23 protein-coding genes are annotated in these 21,958 nt (G+C 60.4%); 8 read left to right on the top strand and 15 right to left on the bottom strand.

What is annotated here, in order from left to right; genetic code table 11:
• Nucleotides 1–143: 143 nt before the first annotated feature.
• Nucleotides 144–1,685, top strand: coding sequence for a phosphoenolpyruvate carboxykinase (locus CAF80_RS18725; protein WP_064382748.1), 1,542 nt, complete (start codon nt 144–146; stop codon nt 1,683–1,685).
• 172 nt (nt 1,686–1,857) lie between these two features.
• Here the strand turns inward: CAF80_RS18725 and CAF80_RS18720 are convergent, their stop codons facing one another.
• From CAF80_RS18720 to CAF80_RS18700, 5 genes are all read right to left on the bottom strand, one after another.
• A complete protein-coding gene (locus CAF80_RS18720; protein ID WP_074689455.1) occupies nt 1,858–2,130 on the bottom strand; it encodes a type II toxin-antitoxin system RelE/ParE family toxin in 273 nt (90 codons plus the stop codon).
• Nucleotides 2,130–2,573 carry a hypothetical protein gene (locus CAF80_RS18715; RefSeq protein ID WP_085667781.1) on the bottom strand — a complete coding sequence of 148 codons (444 nt, stop codon included), beginning with the start codon at nt 2,571–2,573 and terminating at the stop codon, nt 2,130–2,132. The genes CAF80_RS18720 and CAF80_RS18715 overlap by 1 nt, the downstream gene beginning before the upstream one ends.
• A gap of 158 nt (nt 2,574–2,731) precedes the next feature.
• Nucleotides 2,732–3,031: a hypothetical protein gene (locus CAF80_RS18710; protein WP_007952679.1), complete on the bottom strand. Its 300-nt coding sequence runs from the start codon at nt 3,029–3,031 to the stop codon at nt 2,732–2,734.
• A gap of 343 nt (nt 3,032–3,374) precedes the next feature.
• The gene (locus CAF80_RS18705) at nt 3,375–4,502 is read right to left on the bottom strand and encodes a hypothetical protein (protein WP_085667658.1); all 1,128 of its coding nucleotides are present in this window, start codon (nt 4,500–4,502) and stop codon (nt 3,375–3,377) included.
• 102 nt (nt 4,503–4,604) lie between these two features.
• On the bottom strand, nt 4,605–4,886 hold the full coding sequence (locus tag CAF80_RS18700; RefSeq protein ID WP_039764597.1) for a hypothetical protein: 282 nt from the start codon (nt 4,884–4,886) through the stop codon (nt 4,605–4,607).
• Between the two features lie 304 nt (nt 4,887–5,190).
• Between CAF80_RS18700 and CAF80_RS18695 the strand changes: the two genes are divergently transcribed.
• On the top strand, nt 5,191–5,694 hold the full coding sequence (locus CAF80_RS18695) for a polysaccharide deacetylase (RefSeq protein ID WP_085667659.1): 504 nt from the start codon (nt 5,191–5,193) through the stop codon (nt 5,692–5,694).
• 17 nt (nt 5,695–5,711) lie between these two features.
• On the opposite strand, the gene CAF80_RS29100 is transcribed toward CAF80_RS18695, so the two are convergent.
• Entirely contained in the window at nt 5,712–5,846 is a 135-nt protein-coding gene (locus tag CAF80_RS29100) for a hypothetical protein (RefSeq protein ID WP_256574501.1), read from the bottom strand.
• Between the two features lie 234 nt (nt 5,847–6,080).
• Between CAF80_RS29100 and CAF80_RS18690 the strand changes: the two genes are divergently transcribed.
• From CAF80_RS18690 to CAF80_RS18680, 3 genes are all read left to right on the top strand, one after another.
• Entirely contained in the window at nt 6,081–8,009 is a 1,929-nt protein-coding gene (locus tag CAF80_RS18690; protein ID WP_085667660.1) for an ATP-dependent DNA helicase RecQ, read from the top strand.
• 109 nt (nt 8,010–8,118) lie between these two features.
• Nucleotides 8,119–9,342, top strand: coding sequence for a 3-hydroxyacyl-CoA dehydrogenase (locus tag CAF80_RS18685; protein ID WP_085667661.1), 1,224 nt, complete (start codon nt 8,119–8,121; stop codon nt 9,340–9,342).
• A 31-nt stretch (nt 9,343–9,373) separates the two neighbouring features.
• Entirely contained in the window at nt 9,374–9,805 is a 432-nt protein-coding gene (locus tag CAF80_RS18680) for a thioesterase family protein (protein WP_039764604.1), read from the top strand.
• Nucleotides 9,806–9,870: 65 nt separating this feature from the next.
• Here the strand turns inward: CAF80_RS18680 and CAF80_RS18675 are convergent, their stop codons facing one another.
• The 4 genes from CAF80_RS18675 to CAF80_RS18660 all read right to left on the bottom strand — a co-directional run bounded on the left by CAF80_RS18675 (nt 9,871) and on the right by CAF80_RS18660 (nt 14,757).
• Nucleotides 9,871–10,350: a YMGG-like glycine zipper-containing protein gene (locus CAF80_RS18675; protein ID WP_011331978.1), complete on the bottom strand. Its 480-nt coding sequence runs from the start codon at nt 10,348–10,350 to the stop codon at nt 9,871–9,873.
• 242 nt (nt 10,351–10,592) lie between these two features.
• On the bottom strand, nt 10,593–12,941 hold the full coding sequence (locus CAF80_RS18670; RefSeq protein WP_085667662.1) for an FdhF/YdeP family oxidoreductase: 2,349 nt from the start codon (nt 12,939–12,941) through the stop codon (nt 10,593–10,595).
• Nucleotides 12,938–13,777, bottom strand: coding sequence for a formate dehydrogenase accessory sulfurtransferase FdhD (fdhD, locus tag CAF80_RS18665; RefSeq protein ID WP_085667663.1), 840 nt, complete (start codon nt 13,775–13,777; stop codon nt 12,938–12,940). The genes CAF80_RS18670 and fdhD overlap by 4 nt, the downstream gene beginning before the upstream one ends.
• Nucleotides 13,778–13,869: 92 nt before the next feature.
• On the bottom strand, nt 13,870–14,757 hold the full coding sequence (locus tag CAF80_RS18660; protein ID WP_085611192.1) for a LysR family transcriptional regulator: 888 nt from the start codon (nt 14,755–14,757) through the stop codon (nt 13,870–13,872).
• Between the two features lie 137 nt (nt 14,758–14,894).
• Here CAF80_RS18660 and lysM point away from each other — a divergent pair, with 137 nt between their 5' ends.
• Nucleotides 14,895–15,335 carry a peptidoglycan-binding protein LysM gene (lysM, locus tag CAF80_RS18655; protein ID WP_039764611.1) on the top strand — a complete coding sequence of 147 codons (441 nt, stop codon included), beginning with the start codon at nt 14,895–14,897 and terminating at the stop codon, nt 15,333–15,335.
• Between the two features lie 56 nt (nt 15,336–15,391).
• Here lysM and yrfG read toward each other — a convergent pair whose 3' ends face one another.
• Complete coding sequence (gene yrfG, locus CAF80_RS18650; RefSeq protein WP_085647958.1) at nt 15,392–16,054, bottom strand: GMP/IMP nucleotidase; 663 nt, start codon at nt 16,052–16,054, stop codon at nt 15,392–15,394.
• 88 nt (nt 16,055–16,142) lie between these two features.
• On the opposite strand from yrfG, the gene nudE reads away from it, so the two are divergent.
• On the top strand, nt 16,143–16,709 hold the full coding sequence (nudE, locus tag CAF80_RS18645) for an ADP compounds hydrolase NudE (RefSeq protein ID WP_085667664.1): 567 nt from the start codon (nt 16,143–16,145) through the stop codon (nt 16,707–16,709).
• Nucleotides 16,710–16,714: 5 nt separating this feature from the next.
• Nucleotides 16,715–17,548, top strand: coding sequence for a 3'(2'),5'-bisphosphate nucleotidase CysQ (gene cysQ / locus CAF80_RS18640; protein WP_085667665.1), 834 nt, complete (start codon nt 16,715–16,717; stop codon nt 17,546–17,548).
• A gap of 13 nt (nt 17,549–17,561) precedes the next feature.
• Here cysQ and CAF80_RS18635 read toward each other — a convergent pair whose 3' ends face one another.
• The 4 genes from CAF80_RS18635 to rfbC all read right to left on the bottom strand — a co-directional run bounded on the left by CAF80_RS18635 (nt 17,562) and on the right by rfbC (nt 21,903).
• Nucleotides 17,562–18,017, bottom strand: a complete 456-nt coding sequence (locus CAF80_RS18635; RefSeq protein ID WP_074689473.1) for a thioesterase domain-containing protein — start codon at nt 18,015–18,017, stop codon at nt 17,562–17,564.
• Nucleotides 18,018–18,057: 40 nt separating this feature from the next.
• On the bottom strand, nt 18,058–19,446 hold the full coding sequence (locus CAF80_RS18630) for a sigma-54 dependent transcriptional regulator (RefSeq protein ID WP_085667666.1): 1,389 nt from the start codon (nt 19,444–19,446) through the stop codon (nt 18,058–18,060).
• Nucleotides 19,443–21,251 carry an ATP-binding protein gene (locus CAF80_RS18625; RefSeq protein ID WP_039764746.1) on the bottom strand — a complete coding sequence of 603 codons (1,809 nt, stop codon included), beginning with the start codon at nt 21,249–21,251 and terminating at the stop codon, nt 19,443–19,445. Before CAF80_RS18625 ends, CAF80_RS18630 begins: the two co-directional genes overlap by 4 nt.
• A 106-nt stretch (nt 21,252–21,357) precedes the next feature.
• Complete coding sequence (gene rfbC, locus CAF80_RS18620; protein WP_085667667.1) at nt 21,358–21,903, bottom strand: dTDP-4-dehydrorhamnose 3,5-epimerase; 546 nt, start codon at nt 21,901–21,903, stop codon at nt 21,358–21,360.
• Nucleotides 21,904–21,958: the final 55 nt, after the last annotated feature.

The following is a 21,958-nucleotide window of genomic DNA, read 5'->3' as shown; positions in this document are numbered from 1 at the left end:
AATTACGCCGTTACGACGGGAGGGCCCTACTCTTTTTGGGCTTTTCTGGCATAATCCGGCCCACTTTTTTCGCGGTAGTAGTGCACGACTTTCTACTACAAAACGTTTGGAGCACACTCGGCCACTGGCCGACGGGGAACCTCATGACGCAAGCCAATAACGCCGTGTACACCGATCTGAGTGTTGATGATCTGGTAAAAGAAGCCCTGAACCGCGGTGAAGGCGAGCTTGCCGATACCGGCGCTCTGGTTGTTCGCACCGGTCACCGCACCGGCCGTTCGCCAGTCGACCGTTTCATCGTTGAAGAGCCTTCCACCCAGGCTGCCATCGCCTGGGGCCCGATCAACCGCAAGTTCCCGGCCGACAAGTTCGACGCGCTGTGGGCTCGTGTTGAAGCATTCAACAACGCGCAAGAGCATTTCGTTTCCCACGTGCATGTAGGCGCGGCCGAAGATCACTACCTGGCCGTGAAAATGACCACCCAGACTGCCTGGCAGAACCTGTTCGGTCGTTGCCTGTTCATCAACCCGGCCCAGTACAACCCGGCCGGTCGCGAAGAGTGGCAAGTGCTGAACGTCGCCAACTTCGAGTGCGTGCCAGAGCGTGACGGCACCAACTCCGACGGTTGCGTGATCATCAACTTCGCCCAGAAGAAAGTGCTGATCGCCGGCATGCGTTACGCCGGTGAAATGAAGAAAGCCATGTTCTCCGTGCAGAACTTCCTGCTGCCGGCCGCTGACGTGCTGCCAATGCACTGCGCTGCCAACATCGGCGAAGACGGTGACGTGACCCTGTTCTTCGGTCTGTCGGGCACCGGCAAGACCACCCTGTCCGCCGACGAAAGCCGTTACCTGATCGGTGACGACGAACACGGCTGGGGCGAAGGCGTTGTCTTCAACATCGAAGGCGGCTGCTACGCCAAGTGCATCGACTTGTCCGAGAAGAACGAGCCGGTCATCTGGAAAGCCATCAAGCACGGCGCGGTGCTGGAAAACGTTGTGATCGACGATGCCAAGCACGCCGACTACGCCGATGTCAGCCTGACCCAGAACAGCCGCGCGGCCTACCCGCTGGAGCACGTTGCCAAGCGTTCCGAGAAGAACCTGGGCGGCGAGCCGAACGCTGTGATCTTCCTGACCTGCGACCTGACCGGCGTGCTGCCGCCAGTGTCGATCCTCAACGAAGAACAAGCGGCCTACCACTTCCTGTCCGGCTACACCGCACTGGTGGGCTCGACCGAAATGGGTTCGGGCAGCGGCATCAAGTCGACCTTCTCCACCTGCTTCGGCGCACCGTTCTTCCCGCGTCCGGCCGGCGAATACGCTGAACTGCTGATCAAGCGCATCCGCGGCTTCGGCTCCAAGGTCTACCTGGTCAACACCGGCTGGACTGGCGGTGGCTACGGCGTCGGCAAACGCTTCAACATCCCGACCACCCGCGCGGTGATCGCAGCGATTCAGAGCGGCGCGCTGATCGGTGCAGCTACTGAGCACCTGGACACCATCAACCTGGACGTGCCACTGGCCGTACCGGGCGTCGAAACCAACCTGCTCAACCCACGCAACACCTGGGCTGACAAGGCTGCGTACGACGAAGCTGCCAAAGCACTGGCCGGTCTGTTCATCGAGAACTTCAAGAAGTTTGAAGTGAGCGACGCGATCAAGGCTGCCGGGCCTAAGTTGTAAGACTTAGTTCTGGTGAATGAAAAAGCCGCCTGTTGAGGGCGGCTTTTTTGTGGGTGATGGGTTGGACTTCATTGTCAGATCAACTGCCATTATTCCCGCAGAATCCGCGTTAAACAGCCAGAATAATGCTACTTAAGGAGCCGTGAACTCCTAAGCATTTTCCCTCCAGCCATCATGGCCATTGCCGTCTGGTATGCAGCACTCGTAGCACTTCCACAACATCAACTTTGACTGTGTAGATGATGACGTAGTTTGGAGTGACGACGATTTCGCGGGTACCTCCCGCGATACCTTTTCGGTACAGGGCTGGGTGCTGCCGAGCGCTTTCTCCTTTCAGTTCGAAAGCCTCATCAAGTTCAATCGCTGCAGCGGGATTTTCCTGGCCGATACGCTCCATGATGTTGTCTCGGTCATCCAGCGCTTCTTGGCGCCAGACCAACCTCATCAACGTGCTCGCTGACGAAGGGCATCCCGTTTGGCGGCAAATATCCTGCGAGCGTCTTCATCGCTGACGCTGGGTCTTGGGTCATCAATGCTGATTTGTACCTGTTGCTTGACCCATACTTCATACGCAGCTGCTTCATGAGCTTGTTTCATCGCTTCGGCGCGATCAGGGCGGGCATAGGTTTTTATCTGAAGAGGGTCATAACTGGAGGCGTCCACATCGAAGTGATTGATGCCCACTCCTTGCAGGTAGGTCACCAGTGTTTCAAGCCGCTTGAACAGACGTACCTGGCCACTGCGTTGTGCGGTCAGTGAGTATTCTTTGCTTCCTTGCTGAATCTGAATCGACCAGCCACCCGGTTTGGCGACGATATGTGCGCTACTGATCGAACCGTTCTCAAACAGCCGCGTGAGAGTGCTGTGATCAATGGTTTCAGTGGTCATGAAGGCAAGCCCTTGGTTGAACAATGGCTCCCATCGTACGCAATCAATAATAGTTTGCAAAATTCTGATCCTTAAGTTTTGCGCCGGAGATGTCAGCGTCAGTGTTCGAGATAGAGGCAGGCAGTTCTAGCCATGAACACGCCTGCCCGAGGAGTCCGTCAGGCCGGCGCTTTCCAGTTGAGCATTCGCTGCTGGGCGACCTGGAGCAGGTCATAGCCGTCTTTGGTGAGAAGGTAGAGCGCGTGGGTGATGTGCGGAATGTCTTCAACATCGGCGTGTTTGAAGCAGAGGCAGTAGAGGGTTTGCAGCAGGTCGCTTGATGCGCGCAGGCGCTGGACGGCGCATTCGAGGATGTCTTGCGGGTTGGCCTCTGTGTCGATGACCAAGGGCTTGGTGTCGGTGAGGTTGGAGTCGAGTGGGCGGTAGCGATCGGAGTGGAGCTCGTTCCATGATTTCATTTTTTCTATCTCTGTAGGCATCAATGAACCGCTGCTACCGTGACCAAGCGGTGGAGGCGGACTGTGTTCAAGTTGGTCAAACCGGCAGAGATAACCCGGTACGCCGAAGCGTCCCAAACACAGCCCGCCATAAAGCGTGCCGACAGAAATAGGTCGGCAGCATACAAGGGCATGCATCAGTTATCTCTGTTTTTCAGGTGACCAAACCTGAATCGCTGATTGGGTAGCGATGCTCACAACTATAGATTTGGGCTAACAGGCGCCGATAGAAGACAAGGCGCCACTGCCTGTAGGAACGGGATGCAGATTCGGGCAGGCCGTTCCTACAGATCAATCACGGTTTTCAACGAATCGCCCGATACGCCTCAACATCCAGCACACTCGTCGTCAACCCGGTCGCCGGGGTGTAGATCCCGCCTTTCACCGTCGAGAACGGCACGCCTTTGCTGCCCAGCGATACGTAGCGTTCGCCTTGATCCAGTTCGGTGAACCAGGTGTAGGAACACTTTTCCATGGCCTTGTATTTCGCTGCCGCGTTGACGATGGCGGCAGTGTGGTTGCGAAGGTCGGCATCGGTGAGGTTGAGGTTTTTGTCGAGGACGGTGCCCCAGCGTTTCAGGCAGACCTCGGCAAAGTGACGGACGATGAGGCCGGGTTCGGCCAGCACTTTTGGACCACTGTTGCCGTCGGCGGAGGCGTTGCCGACCAGGGTGGCGTGACGGCCGGGCATGGGGAAGATGCTGGTCTTGGTGCCGGTCGCGGTTTGTGGAATGACGCAACTGAAACCCTTGGAGCGCTCATCCCGCGCATAGAAACCCACATATTCTTTTACGTTGCTATTGAGCTTTACCCGGTGTTCCTGAAAGTTACCGATGCCCGGCACCGGGTCGATAGCAAAGATATTCACTGGAATGTTTTTCAGTGCACTGTCGTTGAACATGGCATTGGCCAGCATATGACAACTGATACCGCCGCGGCTCCAGCCCACCAGATTGACTTTTGTTGGAATAACACCGTCCTTGCGAAAGGTTTTGATAATTTGCTCCTGTAACTTCTGTTGCGTGACGCTGCGATCGCCATAGTTATATTTACGCCACAGCCAGGAACCTTCGACTTTTACATCTTCAATCGGAATGCCGGCGGCTTTGAGGCGGTTGTATTCCGCTTCGGTCAGTTGTTCGCGCTGCCAGTCACATTGGCCTTTGATGATGTTCATCGCGTGCTGGACGTTTTCCTCCCAGCCCTTGCCGAACAAGGTGCCACTGAGGCCGTAGTCCTTGGATTGGGTGAACAGTTCATCGGCTTGCAGGTTGCTGGTGCCGGGGCCGTCGACCACGATCCAGTCGGCGAACTCGCGCCCGTTGTGGTGAGAGGCCAGTGTGGACACCAATTCCCCATTCCAATAGTTAACGTGTGCATTATCAAACTTTGTCGAACCTGTACCGCAGAAGAAAATAGTCAGAGTTGTCATGTTATTACTCTTGGTTGATGTAAGAACAGACAGACTAGTTCCGGTTTTTGTTGTAATGGAAGCGATGGGTTGTTGCGAACTTTGTAAGTGTGGCTGGCAGTATTAGTTATTTATTTGTTGTCTGGCAACTTCCAGCAAGTCACAACCGTCTTGCGTCAATAAATAAAGCGCATTGACGATGTTGGGAATATCTTTCACATCGGCCTGTTTGAAACATAAGCAGTAAAGAGTTTCCAGCAGATCGCTGGCGGCGCGCAGACGTTGATCGGCGGCATTGAGCAGGTCGCCCGGTTTTGCTTCGGTGTCGATAACCAATACCGGTTTTTCAATGTCGCAAGTCTTGAGAGGGCGAAAACGGGTATTCAGCGGTTTGTACATATTCATGATCAAGGTGTGTCCCTTACGAAGTCGCTTCGGTGAGCCGACACAGAGTTTTCAGTCGCGCCAGCCACTATAGAAGGGGGCTGACCGCAGGGACAAGACGGCCGCAATGGACAGATTTCGTAAGGGTTTTTTCCACGATATGGGCATTTGCCCTACATGTTTTTTCGGTTTTTCAAAGCCAAACCCTTATTAGCGAATTTTCCGACGTGATTATCAGGCGTTTCAAAGTAAACCTCTGTATGGTGCGCGCCAGAATCCGTAGGGCGTTTCCAAACGTCCGACACAGACTTAAAGGGAATTAGGTATGCAGTGGCTACGAATGGCCTCGATCGTTTTGCTGTGGGTGAGTGGCTGTCGTTTGGCGTTGGCCTCCGACATGGGCAATGGGTTGGTGCTTGCCAACCTGGAGCGCACCGGTTGGCCCGACGCGCTCGCCACTCAGGCTGACATCGACACAGCTGCCCGCGCTGAGGTGCTGGTTTTCGGCAAGGCTCTGCTGGCGAGCGAAGCCCTTGATGAACCGGGACTCACGCAACGACTGGGCGTGCAGCAAATACAGCTCAAGTCGATCAGACAAGTGCGCGACGGTCTGTGGGATCGCTTGCTCAACACCTACCGCAATGCCAGCACTCACTGCGACGAGAAAGCATTTTGCCCCCGGGTGCGCAGCGTTGCCGACTTGCGTCAACTGGCGGCAGCCTTCACCGGCGATATCAGCCCGGCTCATGCACGATGGGCGAGCCAGAGCCTCGATGTGCATGAACGGGTCCTGGATGAGCAATTGCGGGTAGCCGTATTGCGGCCCTGACACAGCGCTTGTGGGGGTTAAGTCGAGGGCGCTGCGGTGACGGTCACGGCGCTGGCCAGGATCGGCGGAAAGTCTTCGGGAGAGGGTGTGCAGCCTCCCAGCAGCAGGGAGGCCAAGATCAGGGCGAGGGGCAGTTTCAAGTTGTTCGACATGTTCACTCCTTGGTAAAAATCCATGCGCATGGGCCGTCCTGGCTCAAGGCGTGACGGACATTACCCTCGGGTCGCTTCACACGGCGATGAACAAAGTGTTTCATTTGTTTGATCCCTTGACCGAGCCGTCGACGCTGTATCATCCCGTATCGATTTGACCCCCGACCTATTCTCGACGCGCTGCGATCGCCCGCTAGGCTGTTGGCATCACAGCGGTCAACGGAGTGACAGCGAATGCACAACACCCTGGAACAGGTTTTCGGTTATCCACAGTTTCGACCCGGTCAGGAGGCCGCGATCAGCGCTGTTCTCGCTGGGCGCTCGGCGGCCGCGATATTTCCCACCGGCTCCGGAAAGTCCCTTTGTTACCAGGTCCCGGCACTCTTGCTGCCGCACCTGACGCTGGTGGTCTCACCGTTGCTGGCGCTGATGCAGGATCAGCTCGAGTTCTTGCGCCGGCACGGGATATCAGCAGGCAGCATCGATTCGGCGCAGAGCCGCGAAGATGCCAACGACGTGATGGCCCGCGCCCGTTCGGGTGAGCTGAAGATCCTGATGATTTCCGTGGAGCGTTTGAAGAACGAGCGCTTTCGCAACTTTTTGCAGCAGGTTCCGATCTCGCTGCTGGTGGTGGATGAGGCGCACTGCATCTCCGAGTGGGGCCACAACTTCCGCCCCGACTACCTCAAGCTGCCGGACTACCAGCGCCAGTTCAACATCCCGCAAACCCTGCTGCTGACCGCCACTGCAACGCCAAAAGTCATCGCCGACATGCAAGCGAAATTCGCCATCGCGGCAGACGATGTGGTGACCACCGGTTTCTACCGGCCCAACCTCAATCTGCTGGTCGAGCCGGTGCGTGGGCAGGACAAGCGCCGGCGTCTGGTGGAGTGGATGAACGAGCGCGCAGGTCAGCCGAGCATCGTCTACGTGACCCTGCAGAAAACCGCCGAGCAGATTGCCGAACATCTGGAGCGCAATGGCATTCAGGCCGAGGCTTATCACGCCGGTTTGCCCCATGAGCAACGGGACGCGATCCAGAAGCGCTTCATGGGCGGGCAGTCCGATTGCATCGTCGCCACCATCGCCTTCGGCATGGGCATCGACAAGAGCGACATCCGCAATGTGGTGCATTTCGACCTGCCCAAATCCATCGAAAACTACAGCCAGGAAATCGGCCGTGCAGGACGTGACGGGCAACCGTCTGATTGTCTGGTACTGGCCAACCGCGACAGCCTCAACGTGCTGGAAAACTTCGTGTATGGCGACACGCCGGAACAGGAGGGCATTCGTCACGTGCTCGACGAGTTGCAGGCCGCCGCGCCCGAAGGCCAATGGGAATTTCTGCTCGGGCCGCTGGCGGATCAGAGCAACATTCGCGCGTTGCCTTTGAAGACGTTGTTGGTGCAGTTGGAGCTGCGAGGACTGATTGCCCCGCGCTACGCGTACTACGCCGAGTACCGTTTCAAATACCTGCTGGAGCCCGAGGCTTTGCTCGAGCGTTTCGAAGGTGAACGCAGGGATTTCGTCGCCGCGATCATCCAGACCTCAAGCCGCGCGCGTACCTGGGCCACGGTGAATTTCGAGGCGATGTACGAGCAGTATTCCGCCGAGCGCAACCGCGTGGTGAAGGCGCTGGATTATTTCCAGGAAAAGGGCTGGGTCGAGCTTGAGAGCAAGCAGATGACCGAGGTCTACAACGTCCTGCGCGGCGATTTCGACAGCCAGGCCTTGAGCGCTGAGCTACATGACTATTTCACCCGCCATGAGCAAACCGAAGTGGCGCGGATTCACGCCATGCTCGAGCTGTTCGCTACCGAGCGATGTCTTGGATATCGGCTGGCCGAATATTTCGGCGATCACAATGCGCCGCAGCAGTGCGGCCATTGTTCTGTGTGCCACGGGCAAGTTGCCCGGCTCCCGGCGCCTCCTGAATTGCCGGCGCTTGTGGATAAAAATTTTGCGGCGTTGTGTGGAGAGTTTATCCACAGGCATCAACAACTGACCGGCAGTGCTCCGTCGGCCGAGCGATTGACCCGGTTTCTGTGCGGAATCAGCGTGCCGTTGTTTACCAAGCTCAAGGCGCGGGCCATTTCCGGGTTTGCGGCGCTCGAGGAATATCCCTACGCCGAGGTCCGGGCCTGGGCTCAGACGCATCTTTGAGATTCCGAATCCATCTGCTGAATGTCGATCATCACGGCAATGAACTTCAAAAATGCCCGGTGGCTGACTATGGTGATGGCTGTCTTCGGATCGCCAACAAGAGAACAACATGAGCCAGACATCCTTCGCTATTCAGCAGGCCGCCGTGATCGGCGCCGGCACCATGGGCCGCGGCATTGTCATGTGCCTGGCCAACGCCGGCGTATCAGTGCAGTGGGTCGATAACAATCCACAGATGCTCGAACAGGCGCTGTCCACCGTGGCCGATACCTACGCGCACAACGTGCGACAGGGCCGGATCGATCAGGCCGAAGCCGATGCGCGGATTGCCCGTGTCAGCGCGGCGGCGGACTATGTGGCAATCCGCAACGTCGACCTGGTGATCGAAGCGGTGTACGAGAACCTCGAGCTCAAGCAGAAGATCTTCCGCGAGCTCGATGGCGTGTTGAAACCCGAGGCGCTGCTGGCGAGCAATACTTCGGCGCTGGATATCGACGCCATTGCCGCCGCGACACGGCGACCGACTCAAGTGCTAGGCCTGCATTTCTTCAGCCCGGCGCACATCATGAAGTTGCTGGAAATCGTCCGTGGCGCACAAACTTCTCCGGCTGTGCTTGAAGCCGCTCTGGAGCTGGGCAAGCGCATGGGCAAGGTCAGTGTGGTGTCGGGCAACTGCCACGGTTTTATCGGCAACCGCATGCTGCATCCGTATGTGCTCGAAGCGCGCAAGATGTTGCTCGAAGGGGCGTACCCGCATCAGGTCGATGCGGCGTTGCAGAGCTTCGGTTTTGCCATGGGGCCGTTTCGCATGTACGACGTGGTCGGCATCGATCTCGAGTGGCGTGCCCGTGAACTGGCGGGCAAGGGGCAGGATGCACCCGAGGTTCAGGTGGATAACCGTTTGTGCGAACTGGGTCGCTTCGGTCAGAAGTCCGGCAACGGTTATTACCACTACGAGCCGGGCAGTCGTCAGGCCGAGCATGATCCCGAGGTCGATGCGCTGGTTTTGAGCGTCAGCGAAGGCTTGGGGTTTCATCGCCGGGATATTGGCTCGGAGGAGATCCTCGAGCGGTGCCTGCTGGCGTTGGTCAACGAAGGGGCGAAGATCCTGCAGGAAGGGATTGCCGAGTCGGCGCATGACATCGATCAGGTCTATCTGAATGGCTATGGCTTCCCGGCGGAGCGGGGCGGGCCGATGGCCTGGGCGGATGATCAGGGTCTGGCCGACATTCACAAGCGATTGCTGGCGCTGGAGACCCGGCAGGGCGATCACTGGCGGCCGGCGCCATTGATTGGCGAGCTGGCGGCGCGCGGCAAGGGTTTTTATCTTTAGACTGAGCAGATCACTCCAGGAATCGACACTGATGTCCAACCCGATGCCGCAACGCAGCGATTACCCGCACTTCCAGCCGATCACCACGCGCTGGCACGACAACGACGCCTACGGCCACGTCAACAACGTCACCTATTACAGTTTCTTCGACACGGCGGTGAACACCTACCTGATTCAGGTCGGGGGGCTGGATATCCATGACGGCGAGGTGGTGGGGTTTGTGGTGAGTTCGTCCTGCGACTATTTCGCGTCGATCGCTTTTCCGGATCGAATCGAGATCGGCTTGCGGGTAGGCAAGCTGGGTAATAGTTCGGTGCAATACGAGCTGGCGGTGTTCAAGGCCGAAGAAGACGAGGCCTGTGCCGCCGGGCGCTTCGTGCATGTGTTTGTCGACCGGGCGTCCAATCAGCCGGTGTCGATTCCAACCCGATTGCGCGAAGCGCTGGAACGCCTGGCGATGTGACAGGCAAAAAAAATCGCAGCCCGGGGGAGCTGCGATCTGGATGTATCGGCTAAAGAGGCCAGGCCTCAGTCGCGATAGTAGCGGTGATGCTTGCGATGGCCATAGGCATGGCCACGACCTGGGTGACGGTCACGGTAGTAGCGACGATCATCATGGCGACGATCGTAATGACGATCATCGTCATCGCTCTTGTTGCCCATGTAGTTGCCCAGCGCGCCACCCGCGCCGCCGCCGGCTGCTGCGCCGATCAGGCTGCCGGTGGTGCCGCCCATGCTGCGGCCGACCACGTTGCCGCCGGCTGCGCCCAGCGCACCGCCAATGGCTGCTTCACCACGGCTGCGCTTGTCGGCGCCCACCGCACTACCACCCGCGCCGCCCAGGGCTGCGCCGATGGTTGAACCTGTACTGCCGCCTAACGATTGACCGACGACCGAGCCAAGAACCCCGCCCAATGCGCCGCCCACACCTGCTTCGGTGGTGCCTCCGGCAGAAGCGAAGCCACTGACCAGGCCAAGGGACAACAAGAGAATCGAGGAGAACTTCATAGAGGAGCCTCAAAGGGATGACGGCGCGATCCTGAGGCTCTGCAATGGGCGTGACAATCGAAATCCGACGAATAGCACGACCTGTATACAATTCTGCAAGTTGCTGATTTTTGGGCGGAACTTAACGGTTTTTCGCCGGTCTTTAACTACTTCGGACAGGCCGCTTTGATCACAAAGCGGCCTTTTTTGTGGGAGTTTGAAAAGTGTCTGCGCTCCCACGCAGAGCGTGGAAGCGAGCAGGATCAGGCCGACTTGGCCATGATCAGTCCAGTCTCACTCGCCGCTTCCAGGCGAATGGCAATGAACTTCGACGTCGGCGTATGGCTACCATCGCCGGTGCTTTCCAGCGGCACCAACGGGTTCACCTCAGGGTAATAAGCCGCCGCCTGCCCCGCCGGGATATCGAACGCCAGCAGCGTGAAGCCCTTCACCCGACGCTCGCGACCATCGTCCCACAGCGACACGATGTCAGCCTTCTGCCCCGGTTTGAAGCCCAGGCGAATGATGTCCGCCTCGTTGGCGAACAGCACATCACGTTGCCCCTTCACCCCGCGATAACGATCGTCGAGACCATAAATCGTGGTGTTGTACTGATCGTGAGAGCGCATCGATTGCAGGATCAGATCCGGCAGTTTGCCGGTGGCGCGAGTGCGCTCGTGGATCAGGTCCTTGGGCAGCATGTTCGGCTTGAAGTTGGCCCGACCGGACGTGGTGTTCCACTTGCGTGCACCGGCGCTGTTGCCGAGGTAGAAACCACCCGGGTTCTTGACCTTCTCGTTGAAGTCCTTGAAGCCCGGAATGGTGTCGGCGATCAGTTCGCGGATGCGCCGGTAGTCGGCCACCAGCCAGTTCCAGTCCACCGGTTTGCTGCCCAGGGTCGCGGCGGCGATGCCGGCGATGATCGACGGCTCGGAGCGCATCTGGTTCGACAGCGGCTGCAACTGACCGTTGGAGGCGTGCACCATGCTGAACGAGTCTTCCACGGTGACGGCTTGGGGGCCTTCGGTCTGGATATCGATGTCGGTACGACCCAGGCACGGCAGGATCAGCGCGTCCTTGCCGTGGGCCAGGTGGCTGCGATTGAGCTTGGTGCTGATCTGCACCGTCAGGTCACAGTTGCTCAGGGCCTGGAAGGTGCGCGGGCTGTCCGGCGTGGCCTGGGCGAAGTTGCCGCCCAGACCGATAAACACCTTGGCGCGACCTTCGGCCATCGCGTGAATCGCTTCGACCACGTTGTGCCCGTTGTGACGTGGCACCTTGAACTGGAAGCGGCGTTCAAGGGAATCAAGGAACGCCACCGGTGGACGTTCATTGATGCCCATGGTGCGGTCGCCCTGCACGTTACTGTGGCCGCGCACCGGGCACAGACCGGCGCCGGGTTTGCCGATGTTGCCGCGCAGCAGCATCAGGTTGGCGATTTCCTGGATGGTCGGCACCGAGTGGCGATGCTGGGTGATGCCCATCGCCCAGCACATGATCACGTTCTTGCCTTTGGCGTACATGCGCGCCGCCTGTTCGATCTCCACCAGGGTCAGGCCGGACTGCTCGACGATCTGCTCCCACGGCGTGTCGTCGACAACACCGAGGTACTCGAGCACGTTGATGCTGTGTTCATTGAGGAAATCGTGATCGAACACGGCCGGTGCGCCAGCCTTCTGCGCATCGCGCTCCCATTGCAGCAGGAACTTGGCCATGCCGCGCAACACCGCCATGTCGCCGCCCAGCGCCGGGCGGAAATACGCGGTGTTGGTCGGCTTGTCGCCGTTGGTGAGCATTTCCAGCGGATGCTGCGGGTGCTGGAAGCGTTCCAGGCCGCGTTCTTTCAGCGGGTTGACGCACACTACCTGGGCACCGCGTTTCACCGCTTCACGCAGCGGTTCGAGCATGCGCGGGTGGTTGGTGCCGGGGTTCTGGCCCCAGACGAAAATCGCATCGGCATGTTCGAAGTCGTCGAAGGTCACGGTGCCTTTGCCGACGCCGACACTCTGCGCCAGGGCCACGCCGCTGGCCTCGTGGCACATGTTCGAGCAGTCGGGGAAGTTGTTGGTGCCGAAGGCGCGCACGAACAGTTGATACAGGTACGCCGCTTCGTTGCTGGCCCGGCCCGAGGTGTAGAACTCGGCCTGATCCGGGCTCGACAGCGCTTGCAGGTGTTGGCCGATCAGCGCGTAGGCATCGTCCCAGCTGATGGGTTTGTAGCGGTCGGTTTCGGCGTCATACACCAGCGGTTCGGTCAGACGACCTTGATATTCAAGCCAGTAGTCGCTCTGTTCCAGCAGCGAGGTGACGCTGTGTTTGGCGAAGAACTTGCCATCGACCCGACGCTTGGTCGCTTCCCAGTTCACCGCTTTGGCGCCGTTCTCGCAGAATTTGACCATGCCGCTTTCCGGCGAGTCGCCCCAGGCGCAGCCCGGGCAGTCGAAGCCACCGTTCTGGTTGGTCTTGAGCATCATGCGCAGGTTTTTCAGCGCGTTGTCGCTGGTCAGCCAGGCCTGGGCCACGCTGATCAGGGCGCCCCAGCCACCGGCCGGGCCCTTGTAAGGCTTGTAGCGCGGAACGGGTTTCTGGTCGGCTTGATGATGTTGGCTCACGGGTGTTTCTCCATTTCTGGGCTATACACCCGCGGCGCGTTTTTCTGCGGCAGGTGAATGAGATTGAGGTTATGGCGTCGGGCCCATTGCACGGCGAGACCGGTAGGCGCGGACAGGCTGACCAGGGTCTGAATCCCGGCCCGCAGGACTTTCTGGATCAATTCGAGGCTGCAACGGCTGGTGACAATTGCCAGGCCGCCGGTTGTGGATATCTTTTGCCGGATCAGGCCGCCGATCAGTTTGTCGAGGGCGTTGTGCCGGCCGATGTCTTCGCGGCCCAGCAGCAATTTACCGCTGGCGTTCATGAACACCGCCGCGTGCACTGCGCCGCAATGCTGACCCAGCGGTTGGAATGCGCCGATACGCTGACGCAAACCATCGAGCCATTCGGCGGGCGGCAAAGGTGCACCGGGCAAGACCTTGAGGTCAGGCAGCGCCTGCTCCACCGCTTCCACGCCGCACAGTCCGCAACCGCTGGTGCCGGCCAGTTGCCGCCGCTGCTGCTTGAGGTTCCAGAAGGCGCGGTTGGCGATGGTCACTTGCGCATATTGCGCCGAGCCCGAGCCGGTCAATTGCAGGTCGTAGATGTCCGAGGCGTCTTCGATGATGCCGCTGCCGAGGCTGAAACCGACGATGAAGTCTTCAAGGTCGGTCGGCGTCACCAGCATCACGGCCTGACTGATGCCGTTGTAGGCAATCGCCAACGCGACTTCTTCGGCCAGCGCGGTGCTGGCCGATTCCGCGAGGGGGAGATCGCTGTAGCTGTAGGTCTGACTGGCGGCTGGCGCGGGCGTTTCGAGAGCAGGCGCCGCGCAGGCCGGGCGCTTGGCGTTCATGGCATCACCGACGGATTGATCAACGTTAAGACTAGGCGCGGCAAGATGTCGCGTCTAATCGCTAGTGTCGATCCCTCGATAGATGCCGTCGATCAAGTGTCCGTGGGTGATTTTTGATAAAGCGCGAAACAGGCTTCGGCCAGCGCCGATCGTGGTGCCCCGCGACGCATGATCAGGCCCAGTCGGGCGAGGGTCTGGGCGTTTTCGATGGGTTGCAGGCGCAGATGATCGGTCAGGTTTTCCAGGCCGCCGTCCAGTGGCATCACCGCACAGCACAAGCCGCCGTGCACCGCTTGCAACAATTGGTGAACGGCGTCGGTTTGCAGTAACGGCTGCGGCGTCAGGCCACGACTGTGGAAGTTATGGTCGATGGACTGGCGAAAGTGCATGCCGCTGGTAAGCATGCCCAGGGGCAGTTCGATCAGCGATTCCCAACTCAACGGTGCCTCACCAAAGTTGAAGAACCGCTGGTCGTAGAGCAGACCCATCTGCGTTTCGCTGAACGCCAGGGATTCAAACCGCTCGCCGTCGAGGCGGTCCAGGTAAGACACGCCAATGTCGATGCGGTTGTTCGCCAGTTGCTCCAGAACCTGTTCGGAGCTCAGCGAGGACAGTTCGAAGCGCAGGTTTGGATGTTGTGCGTGCAGGCGTTGCATCAACGGCAGTGCATCGAAACTCGACAACGGCACCACGCCCAGGCGCAGGGTGCCGATCAGATTGCCGCGACAGGCCGCCGCTTCCGCCTGCAAGCCGTCGTAGGCCGCCAGTACCGTGCGTGCCCAGGCCAGCACCCGTTCCCCCGGCGCGGTGAACCCTTCGAAGCGCTGGCCACGGTTGACCAGTGGCAGGTCGAGTTCTTCCTCGAGGCTGCGCAGGCGCATCGACAGGGTCGGCTGGGTGATGTGGCAGCGGGCGGCGGCCTGGCCGAAATGGCGGGTTTCGTCGAGGGCGATGAGGAATTTCAGCTGCTTGATGTCCATCTTCGCTCCGGGGCGCTGGCAGGGGTGGGCGATTCTACCGCTTGAGTGACGGCAGGGTCATTGGTCGGCTTGGAACCGGGTTTGTCCGGGGTGGTCTAGGCTTGGGCGTCTGGAACCCAAATCAAGGAGTGTGCGCCATGAGTCTTTTGAGCTTTGTGAAAGAAGCGGGTGAGAAACTGCTCGACCTGCTGACCCCCGGCAACGCCAATGCCAGCGAGCAATTGAAGGAACACATCAGCAAGGTCGGGTTGGGTAATCCGAATGTCCAGGCAACCGTGGACGGGGACAAGGTGACCGTTACCGGTGAAGTGGCGAGCCAGGAAGAGAAAGAGAAGATTCTTCTGGCAGTGGGCAACATTGCCGGTGTCGGCAGCGTCGATGACCAGATCACCGTGACCGGGCCGGTTGTGGCGGCGGCGCGTTTTGTGGTCGTGAAGAAGGGCGACACCCTCAGCGCAATTTCCCTGGCGGTGTATGGCAACGCCAACCAGTACAACAAGATCTTCGAGGCCAACAAGCCACTGCTGTCACACCCGGACAAGATTTATCCGGGGCAGACGCTGCGTATTCCCGAGTAACAACATGCCTGCGGGAGCAGCCTTTGGCGGCTCCTGCAGTCTTCAGAGCCCGGCAATCAGAGCCCGGCAATCAAATCCCGATAATCCTCGACCGCCGCAAACTCCCCGGTGTCCTTCGGCCCTTTTCGGCTGTCCGGTTCCTTCACGGCCAGAAGATGTGCCACGCCGAAATTCCGTGCACTGCGCAGGATCGGCAAGGTGTCGTCGATGAACAGGCTGCGTGCCGGGTCAAAACCGATATCGGCCTGCAACGCGTCCCAGAATTGCGGGTTCTCCTTGGGAAAACCGTAATCGTGGGAGCTGATCAGCCGCTCGAAGTACGGCGCCAGTTCGATGCGTTCCAGCTTCAACGACAGTGAATCGCGGTGCGCGTTGGTGATCATTACCACGCGTTTGCCGGCGCGTTTGATGGCCTCCAGAAAGGTGTCGGCGTCCGGGCGCAGGGCGATCAGGTGGGCGGTTTCCCGTTTCAGTTCGCGAACTGACAGCTTCAGTTCGGCGCTCCAAAAGTCCAGGCAGTACCACTGCAGCTGACCGGCATGGCGCTCGAACAACGGCTGCAATTCCATTTCCGCCATGGCCCGGCTCACGCCATGCAGTTCGGCATAGCGCTGCGGCAGGTGTTCCAGCCAGAAGTGATTGTCGAAGTGCAGGTCCAGCAACGTGCCGTCCATGTCGAGCAGAACGGTATCGATGTCGGACCACGGTAATGAAGGCATGGCAACGTCTCGAGCGGTAGAAGGATATCCGACGCAAACAATCGGAAAAGCCGCGTTATAGTAGCGCGTTCACGCCAAGGAGCTTTGCATGCGCCAGAAACCCACCGTACTCGCCCGCGAGATCGTCGCCACCAGCCGGCTGTTCTGCGTCGAAGAGCTGAAGCTGCGCTTCTCCAACGGCGTGGAGCGCACCTACGAGCGACTGGTCGGCAAGGGCGCCGGCTATGGCGCGGTGATGATCGTGGCAATGCTCGATGCCGAGCACGCGGTGCTGGTCGAAGAATACTGCGGCGGTACCGACGAATATGAACTGTCGCTGCCCAAAGGCCTGATCGAGCCCGGCGAAGATGTGCTGGCTGCCGCCGAGCGCGAGCTCAAGGAAGAAGCCGGTTATGGCGCGCGACAGCTGGAGCATCTGACCGAATTGTCGTTGTCCCCCGGTTACATGAGCCAGAAAATCCAGGTGGTGCTGGCCACCGACCTGTACGAAGAGCGTCTCGAAGGCGACGAACCCGAGCCGATGCGTGTAGACAAAGTCAATCTGCGACAGCTGTCGGCACTGGCGCAGAATCCGAATTTCAGTGAGGGACGCGCCCTGGCGGCGTTGTACCTGACCCGCGACCTGCTGACCCAGCGCGGATTTTTCCAGTCATGAGTGAGATGCCGATGAATTTTCCCCATCCGTTGATGGCGCCGGTGGTTGAACTTGCCCTGCGGGCCGGTGAGGCGATCCTGCCGTTCTGGCGTGCCGATGTGGCCGTCACCGCCAAGTCCGATGATTCGCCGGTGACGGCGGCGGACATGGCCGCTCACCATGTGATCGTGGCGGGCCTGACGGCGCTGGACCCGAGCATTCCGGTGCTGTCCGAAGAGGACGCCAATATCCCGCAAAGCGTGCGCGCAGGCTGGCAGCGCTGGTGGCTGGTGGACCCGCTGGATGGCACCAAGGAGTTCATCAGCGGCAGCGAAGAATTCACCGTCAACATCGCGCTGATCGAGAACGGCCGGGTAGTGTTCGGTGTGGTGTCGATGCCGACCAACGGACGCTTCTACGTCGGCGGAGCTGGGCTCGGTGCCTGGCGCGGCGACACGGGCGGTACGCCGCTGGCGATTCAGGTGCGTGATGTGCCGGGGCCTGGCGAAGCGTTCACCGTGGTCGCCAGCCGCCGCCATTCGAGTCCGGAGCAGGAACACTTGCTGGCCGGTTTGAGCGCCAGTCTTGGCGAGTTGCAGCTGGCCAACATCGGCAGTTCGCTGAAGTTCTGTCTGCTGGCCGAAGGTGCGGCGGATTGTTACCCGCGACTGGCGCCGACTTCGCAATGGGACACGGCGGCGGCGCAGGGCGTTCTGGAAGGGGCGGGCGGTGAAGTGCTCGACCTGAGTGGCGCAGCGTTCTGTTATCCAGCTCGGGAATCTTTGTTGAACAGTTTCTTCCTGGCGTTGCCGGCGAAAGCAGCATGGCGGGCAAAGCTGCTCGAACTTGCCCGCTCGTAAGCGTGTTCAGTTTTCAGCGGTGCAGGACGTACTGCCCGCTGAACGTCACTGCATCCTCATCGCTCCCGGCATTGACGACCCGCGTGTGCAGCGTCAGTCGCGCCCGTCCGTAACGCTGATACATCGTCAGAAATTTCTTCCACTGCGCTGCGCTCGGTGACGGGCAGATCGCAATGGCATCACCGGTCACCGGCAGTGGATAGCTGATCTGCCCTTCCTGAATCACGATGTGACCGTCTTCGATGCCTTCCTCTTTCAAACGCAAATGCAGCCAGCCCCAACCGGCCAGCACCGCGCCGCAATACAGGCTGCCGCCGAACATGGTGCTCTTGTGATTGACGTTGGCGTCCAGCGGCAGGTGCAGGCGCAATTGCTGCTCGTGCCAGTCGAGTACCTTGAGGCCCATGTCCCGGGTCAGCGGGATGTCGTGATGAAGAATGGATTCCAGATAACGACTGTCGTGCTTCATGCCCGGACCTCTTGCGGCAGAAAAGTGAATTGAGTGAAGTTCATTCGGATTCGTCCGAATGGCCGCCGCTGCCCGCGAAATTCAGCCCGTGCTTGCGCAGTTTGTCGTGCAGGGTCTTGCGCGGAATACCCAGGGCTTCGGCGAGACTGCGCACAGAACTGTGAGAGCGTGTCAGTTCGGCGGCGATCAGGGATTTCTCGAAATTTTCCACTTGTTCGCTCAGCCCGCCCGCCGTGATCTCGACGGTGGTGCCGGGGCTGCCATCGGGCTGCGTGTTGTCCAGGGCCAGTTCCAGGCCGAGGGCAAAACGCTCCGCCGCGTTCTGCAATTCCCGCACGTTGCCCGGCCATGAGTGCCGCAGCAGCAACGCCCGTTGCGCCGGTTGCAGTTCGTGAGGTGGCAGTCCGTGGCGGGCACTGGCTTCGTCGGCGTAATGCTGGAACAGCATCAACGCGTCTTCGCCTCGTTCGCGCAACGGCGGAATGCGCAGCGGTGCCACGTTGAGGCGGTAATACAAGTCCGCCCGGAATCGCCCCTGATCGGCAGCCTGACGCAGGTCTTCCTTGGTGGCGGCGATGACGCGGATGTCCAGCGGGATCAACTGATTGCCGCCCAGACGCTCGACCACTCGCTCCTGCAACATGCGCAGCAGTTTGACCTGCACGTCCATGCTCATGCTCTCGATTTCGTCGAGGAACAGCGTGCCGCCATTGGCGAATTCGAACTTGCCGATCCGGCGCTTTTGCGCGCCGGTGAAGGCGCCGGGCTCATGGCCGAACAATTCGCTTTCGACCACCGACTCGGCCAGCGCCCCGGCGTTGATCGCCACGAACGGGCCGTTACGCCGACTCGAAAGATCATGCAGGGCGCGGGCGACGACTTCCTTGCCGGCGCCGGTTTCGCCGAGGATCAGCACGTCGGCCTTGGTCGCCGCCAGCGCGCCGATCTGCTCGCGCAGGCGCGACATCGGTGCAGACTGACCGACCAGCCGTGCGCTCAACTCGTTGCGATCACTCAGGGCCATGCGCAGGCTGCGGTTGTCCAGCACCAGACGGCGCAGAGCCAGGGCGCGGCGCACGCTGTCGAGCAGGGCGTCGCTGGCGAAGGGCTTTTCCAGAAAGTCATAGGCACCCGCACGCATGGCTTGTACGGCCAGCGGCACATCGCCGTGGCCGGTGATCAGCAGCACCGGCAGCTCCGGGTCCTGGGCGTGCAGTTCGCTCAACAGCTCCAGGCCATCCATGCCGGGCATGCGGATGTCGCTGACCACGACGCCCGGCCAGTCACGCTCCAGTTGCGCGGCCAGGCCCTTGGCCTCGGACAGCGGAAGAATTTTCAGGCCGGCCAGATCCAGAGTCTGGCCGAGGGCCTGACGCAGGTGTGGATCGTCGTCGATCAGCACCACCTGAATGCGGTTGTCGATGGTCATGCGCTTCGATCCTCGGACGGTTGCAGGCTGACCCCGGGCGCGCCGGCGCGCAGCCGCAGGGTGATCAGGGCGCCACCTTGCTTGTGGTTGGCGAACGACAGTTCACCGCCGAAGGCGCGCATCAGGGTTTCGCAAATGGCCAACCCCAGACCCAGACCCTGAGTGCGGGTCTTGGTCGTGTAAAACGGTTCGCTGGCACGGCCCAGTGCTTCCATGCAGAAACCCGGGCCATTGTCGCGAATGTACAGGTTGACGCCTTCGTCGGTGGATTCGGCACTCAGCCACAATTTGCGCGGCGGGCCTTTTTCGGTCAGGGCGTCGAGGGCGTTGGCCAGCAGGTTGCCCAGTACCTGGCGCAGACGGGTTTCCCCGGCCTCGACCCACAGGGTGGCGGCCGGCAGGTCGCGGATCAGTTCGACATCCATGCTCCGGCGACGTTTGGCCAGCAACGCCAGGGCGTCGTCCAGCGCCGGTTGCAGGGCGACGCTTTCCGGGGCGTGGCGGTCGCGGCGGGCGAAGGCGCGCAGGTGAGCGATGATCGAGGCCATGCGCCCGGTCAGCTCGCTGATCAGCTTGAGGTTACCTCGGGCATCTTCGGTGCGTTCGTGGTCGAGCAGCACTTCGGCGTTCTCGGCGTAGCTGCGGATCGCGGCCAGCGGCTGGTTGAGTTCGTGGCTGATGCTCGCTGACATGGTCCCCAGCGCCGACAGTTTGCCGGCCTGCACCAGATCGTCCTGGGCCCGCACCAGTTCCTGCTGGGCCTGTTCGCGTTCAAGCACTTCCTGTTTCAGTCGGCGGTTGAGGCCTTCGAGATCACTCGTGCGCTCGGCAACCCGGCCTTCGAGTTCCCGTCGGGCCTTGGCTTCAAAGGCGATCCGTTCCAGGTAATGACGACGACGCTGCATCATCAGGCCGAGCAACAGCATTACCACCAGCAAGGTGGCGCCGCCGATCGCCACCACCGTGCGCACAGGTCGGTCGATCAACGTACGCGGGGCGAGGATGCTGACGCTCCAGCCGGTTTCCGCGATCTCCTGGGTCTGCGGAAGCCACGCGGTCGGGCTCAGGTTCAAGGGGCGTGGCTCGCGGGTCGGGTAGGGCTGGATTGCGGTGATCGCCGCGCGCTCGGCATCACTGAGGGTGCGGGTCGCGCGAAAACGCCATTCCGGGCGCGAGGTGAGGATGACCACGCCGTTGTGGTCGGTCACCAGCAGTTGTTCCGGGGTTTTGCCCCACAGGCTTTCGGTGTGGTCCAGGTCAACCTTGATCACCAGCACGCCGATGATTTTTTCGCCGTTGCGCACCGCTGCGGCGAAGAAATAGCCGCGCTTGGCGGACGTGGTGCCCAGACCGAAGAAGCGCCCGAGGCGGCCGGCCATGGCCTCGCTGAAGTACGGCCGGAAAGAGAAATTGCGGCCGACAAAACTGTCGTGCTTGTCCCAGTTCGACGCCGCGAGCGTCTGACCGTTGGTGTCCATCAGGTACATGACTTCGGCGCCGGTCTGCGCGGCGATGTTTTTCAACAGGCGGTTGGCGTTGCCTTGGGTCACGCCGTCGTCCGGCGCCCCGAGTACCGCGCGCAGCGCGGGCAGGTCGCCGAGGATTTGCGGCAGCACTTCATAGCGATGCAGCGTGCCCAACAGGTTGGCGACGTAGAGGTCGAGGGTCTGGCGGTTCTGACCGGCCAGTTCGCTGCGGTAATAGCGCTCGGCCAGGTGTTCCAGCGGCCACAGCAACGGCGCCAGGCACAGGGCCAGCAGGGCGAGGCTGCGCCAGCGAGGGCGGCGGGGAAGGGTCGGAGTCATGAGCATCGAGCGCCTGTGGGTACAGGCGCATTATGCCTAGGCTTGCAGGCGCAGTCTGCGCACCCGTGGCCGGGTGTGCAGCGGCGCTGAAGATTCACACAGGATTTCAGGAAAAGACGTCGGCGTCCTTGAGTAGGCCGGCTGCCTGATCCTTGGCCGACAGTTTTGGCGCTTCGTCCAGCTGCCAGTCGATGCCCAGATCCGGATCGTCCCAGCGAATGCTGCGCTCGGACGACGGGTTGTAGTAGTCGGTGGTCTTGTAGAGGAACTCGGCGAACTCGCTCAGCACCACGAAACCGTGGGCGAAACCTTCCGGTACCCACAGTTGACGGTGGTTGTCGGCGGACAGGTGCACGGCCACCCACTTGCCGAAATGCGGCGAGCTGCGACGGATATCCACGGCGACATCGAGGACTTCGCCAGCGGTAACGCGGACCAGTTTGCCCTGAGTATTTTCCAACTGGTAATGCAGCCCGCGCAGCACGCCTTTCTGCGAGCGCGAATGGTTGTCCTGCACAAACTGCGTGTCGAGGCCGGTGGCGTCCTGAAAGGCCTTGGCATTGAAACTTTCGTAAAAGAACCCGCGCTCATCACCAAACACCTTGGGTTCGATGATCAGGACACCAGGCAGGTCAGTGGGGATTACATTCATGGGTATTCCGGTGGCAGGTTTGAATGGCCGACATTCTTGCGCAAAGTACCGGTGG

The sequence above is a fragment of the Pseudomonas sp. B34(2017) genome (assembly GCF_002112915.1).
Lineage (GTDB): Bacteria > Pseudomonadota > Gammaproteobacteria > Pseudomonadales > Pseudomonadaceae > Aquipseudomonas > Aquipseudomonas pharyngis.
This window is presented reverse-complemented; position numbering and strand designations above follow the sequence as displayed.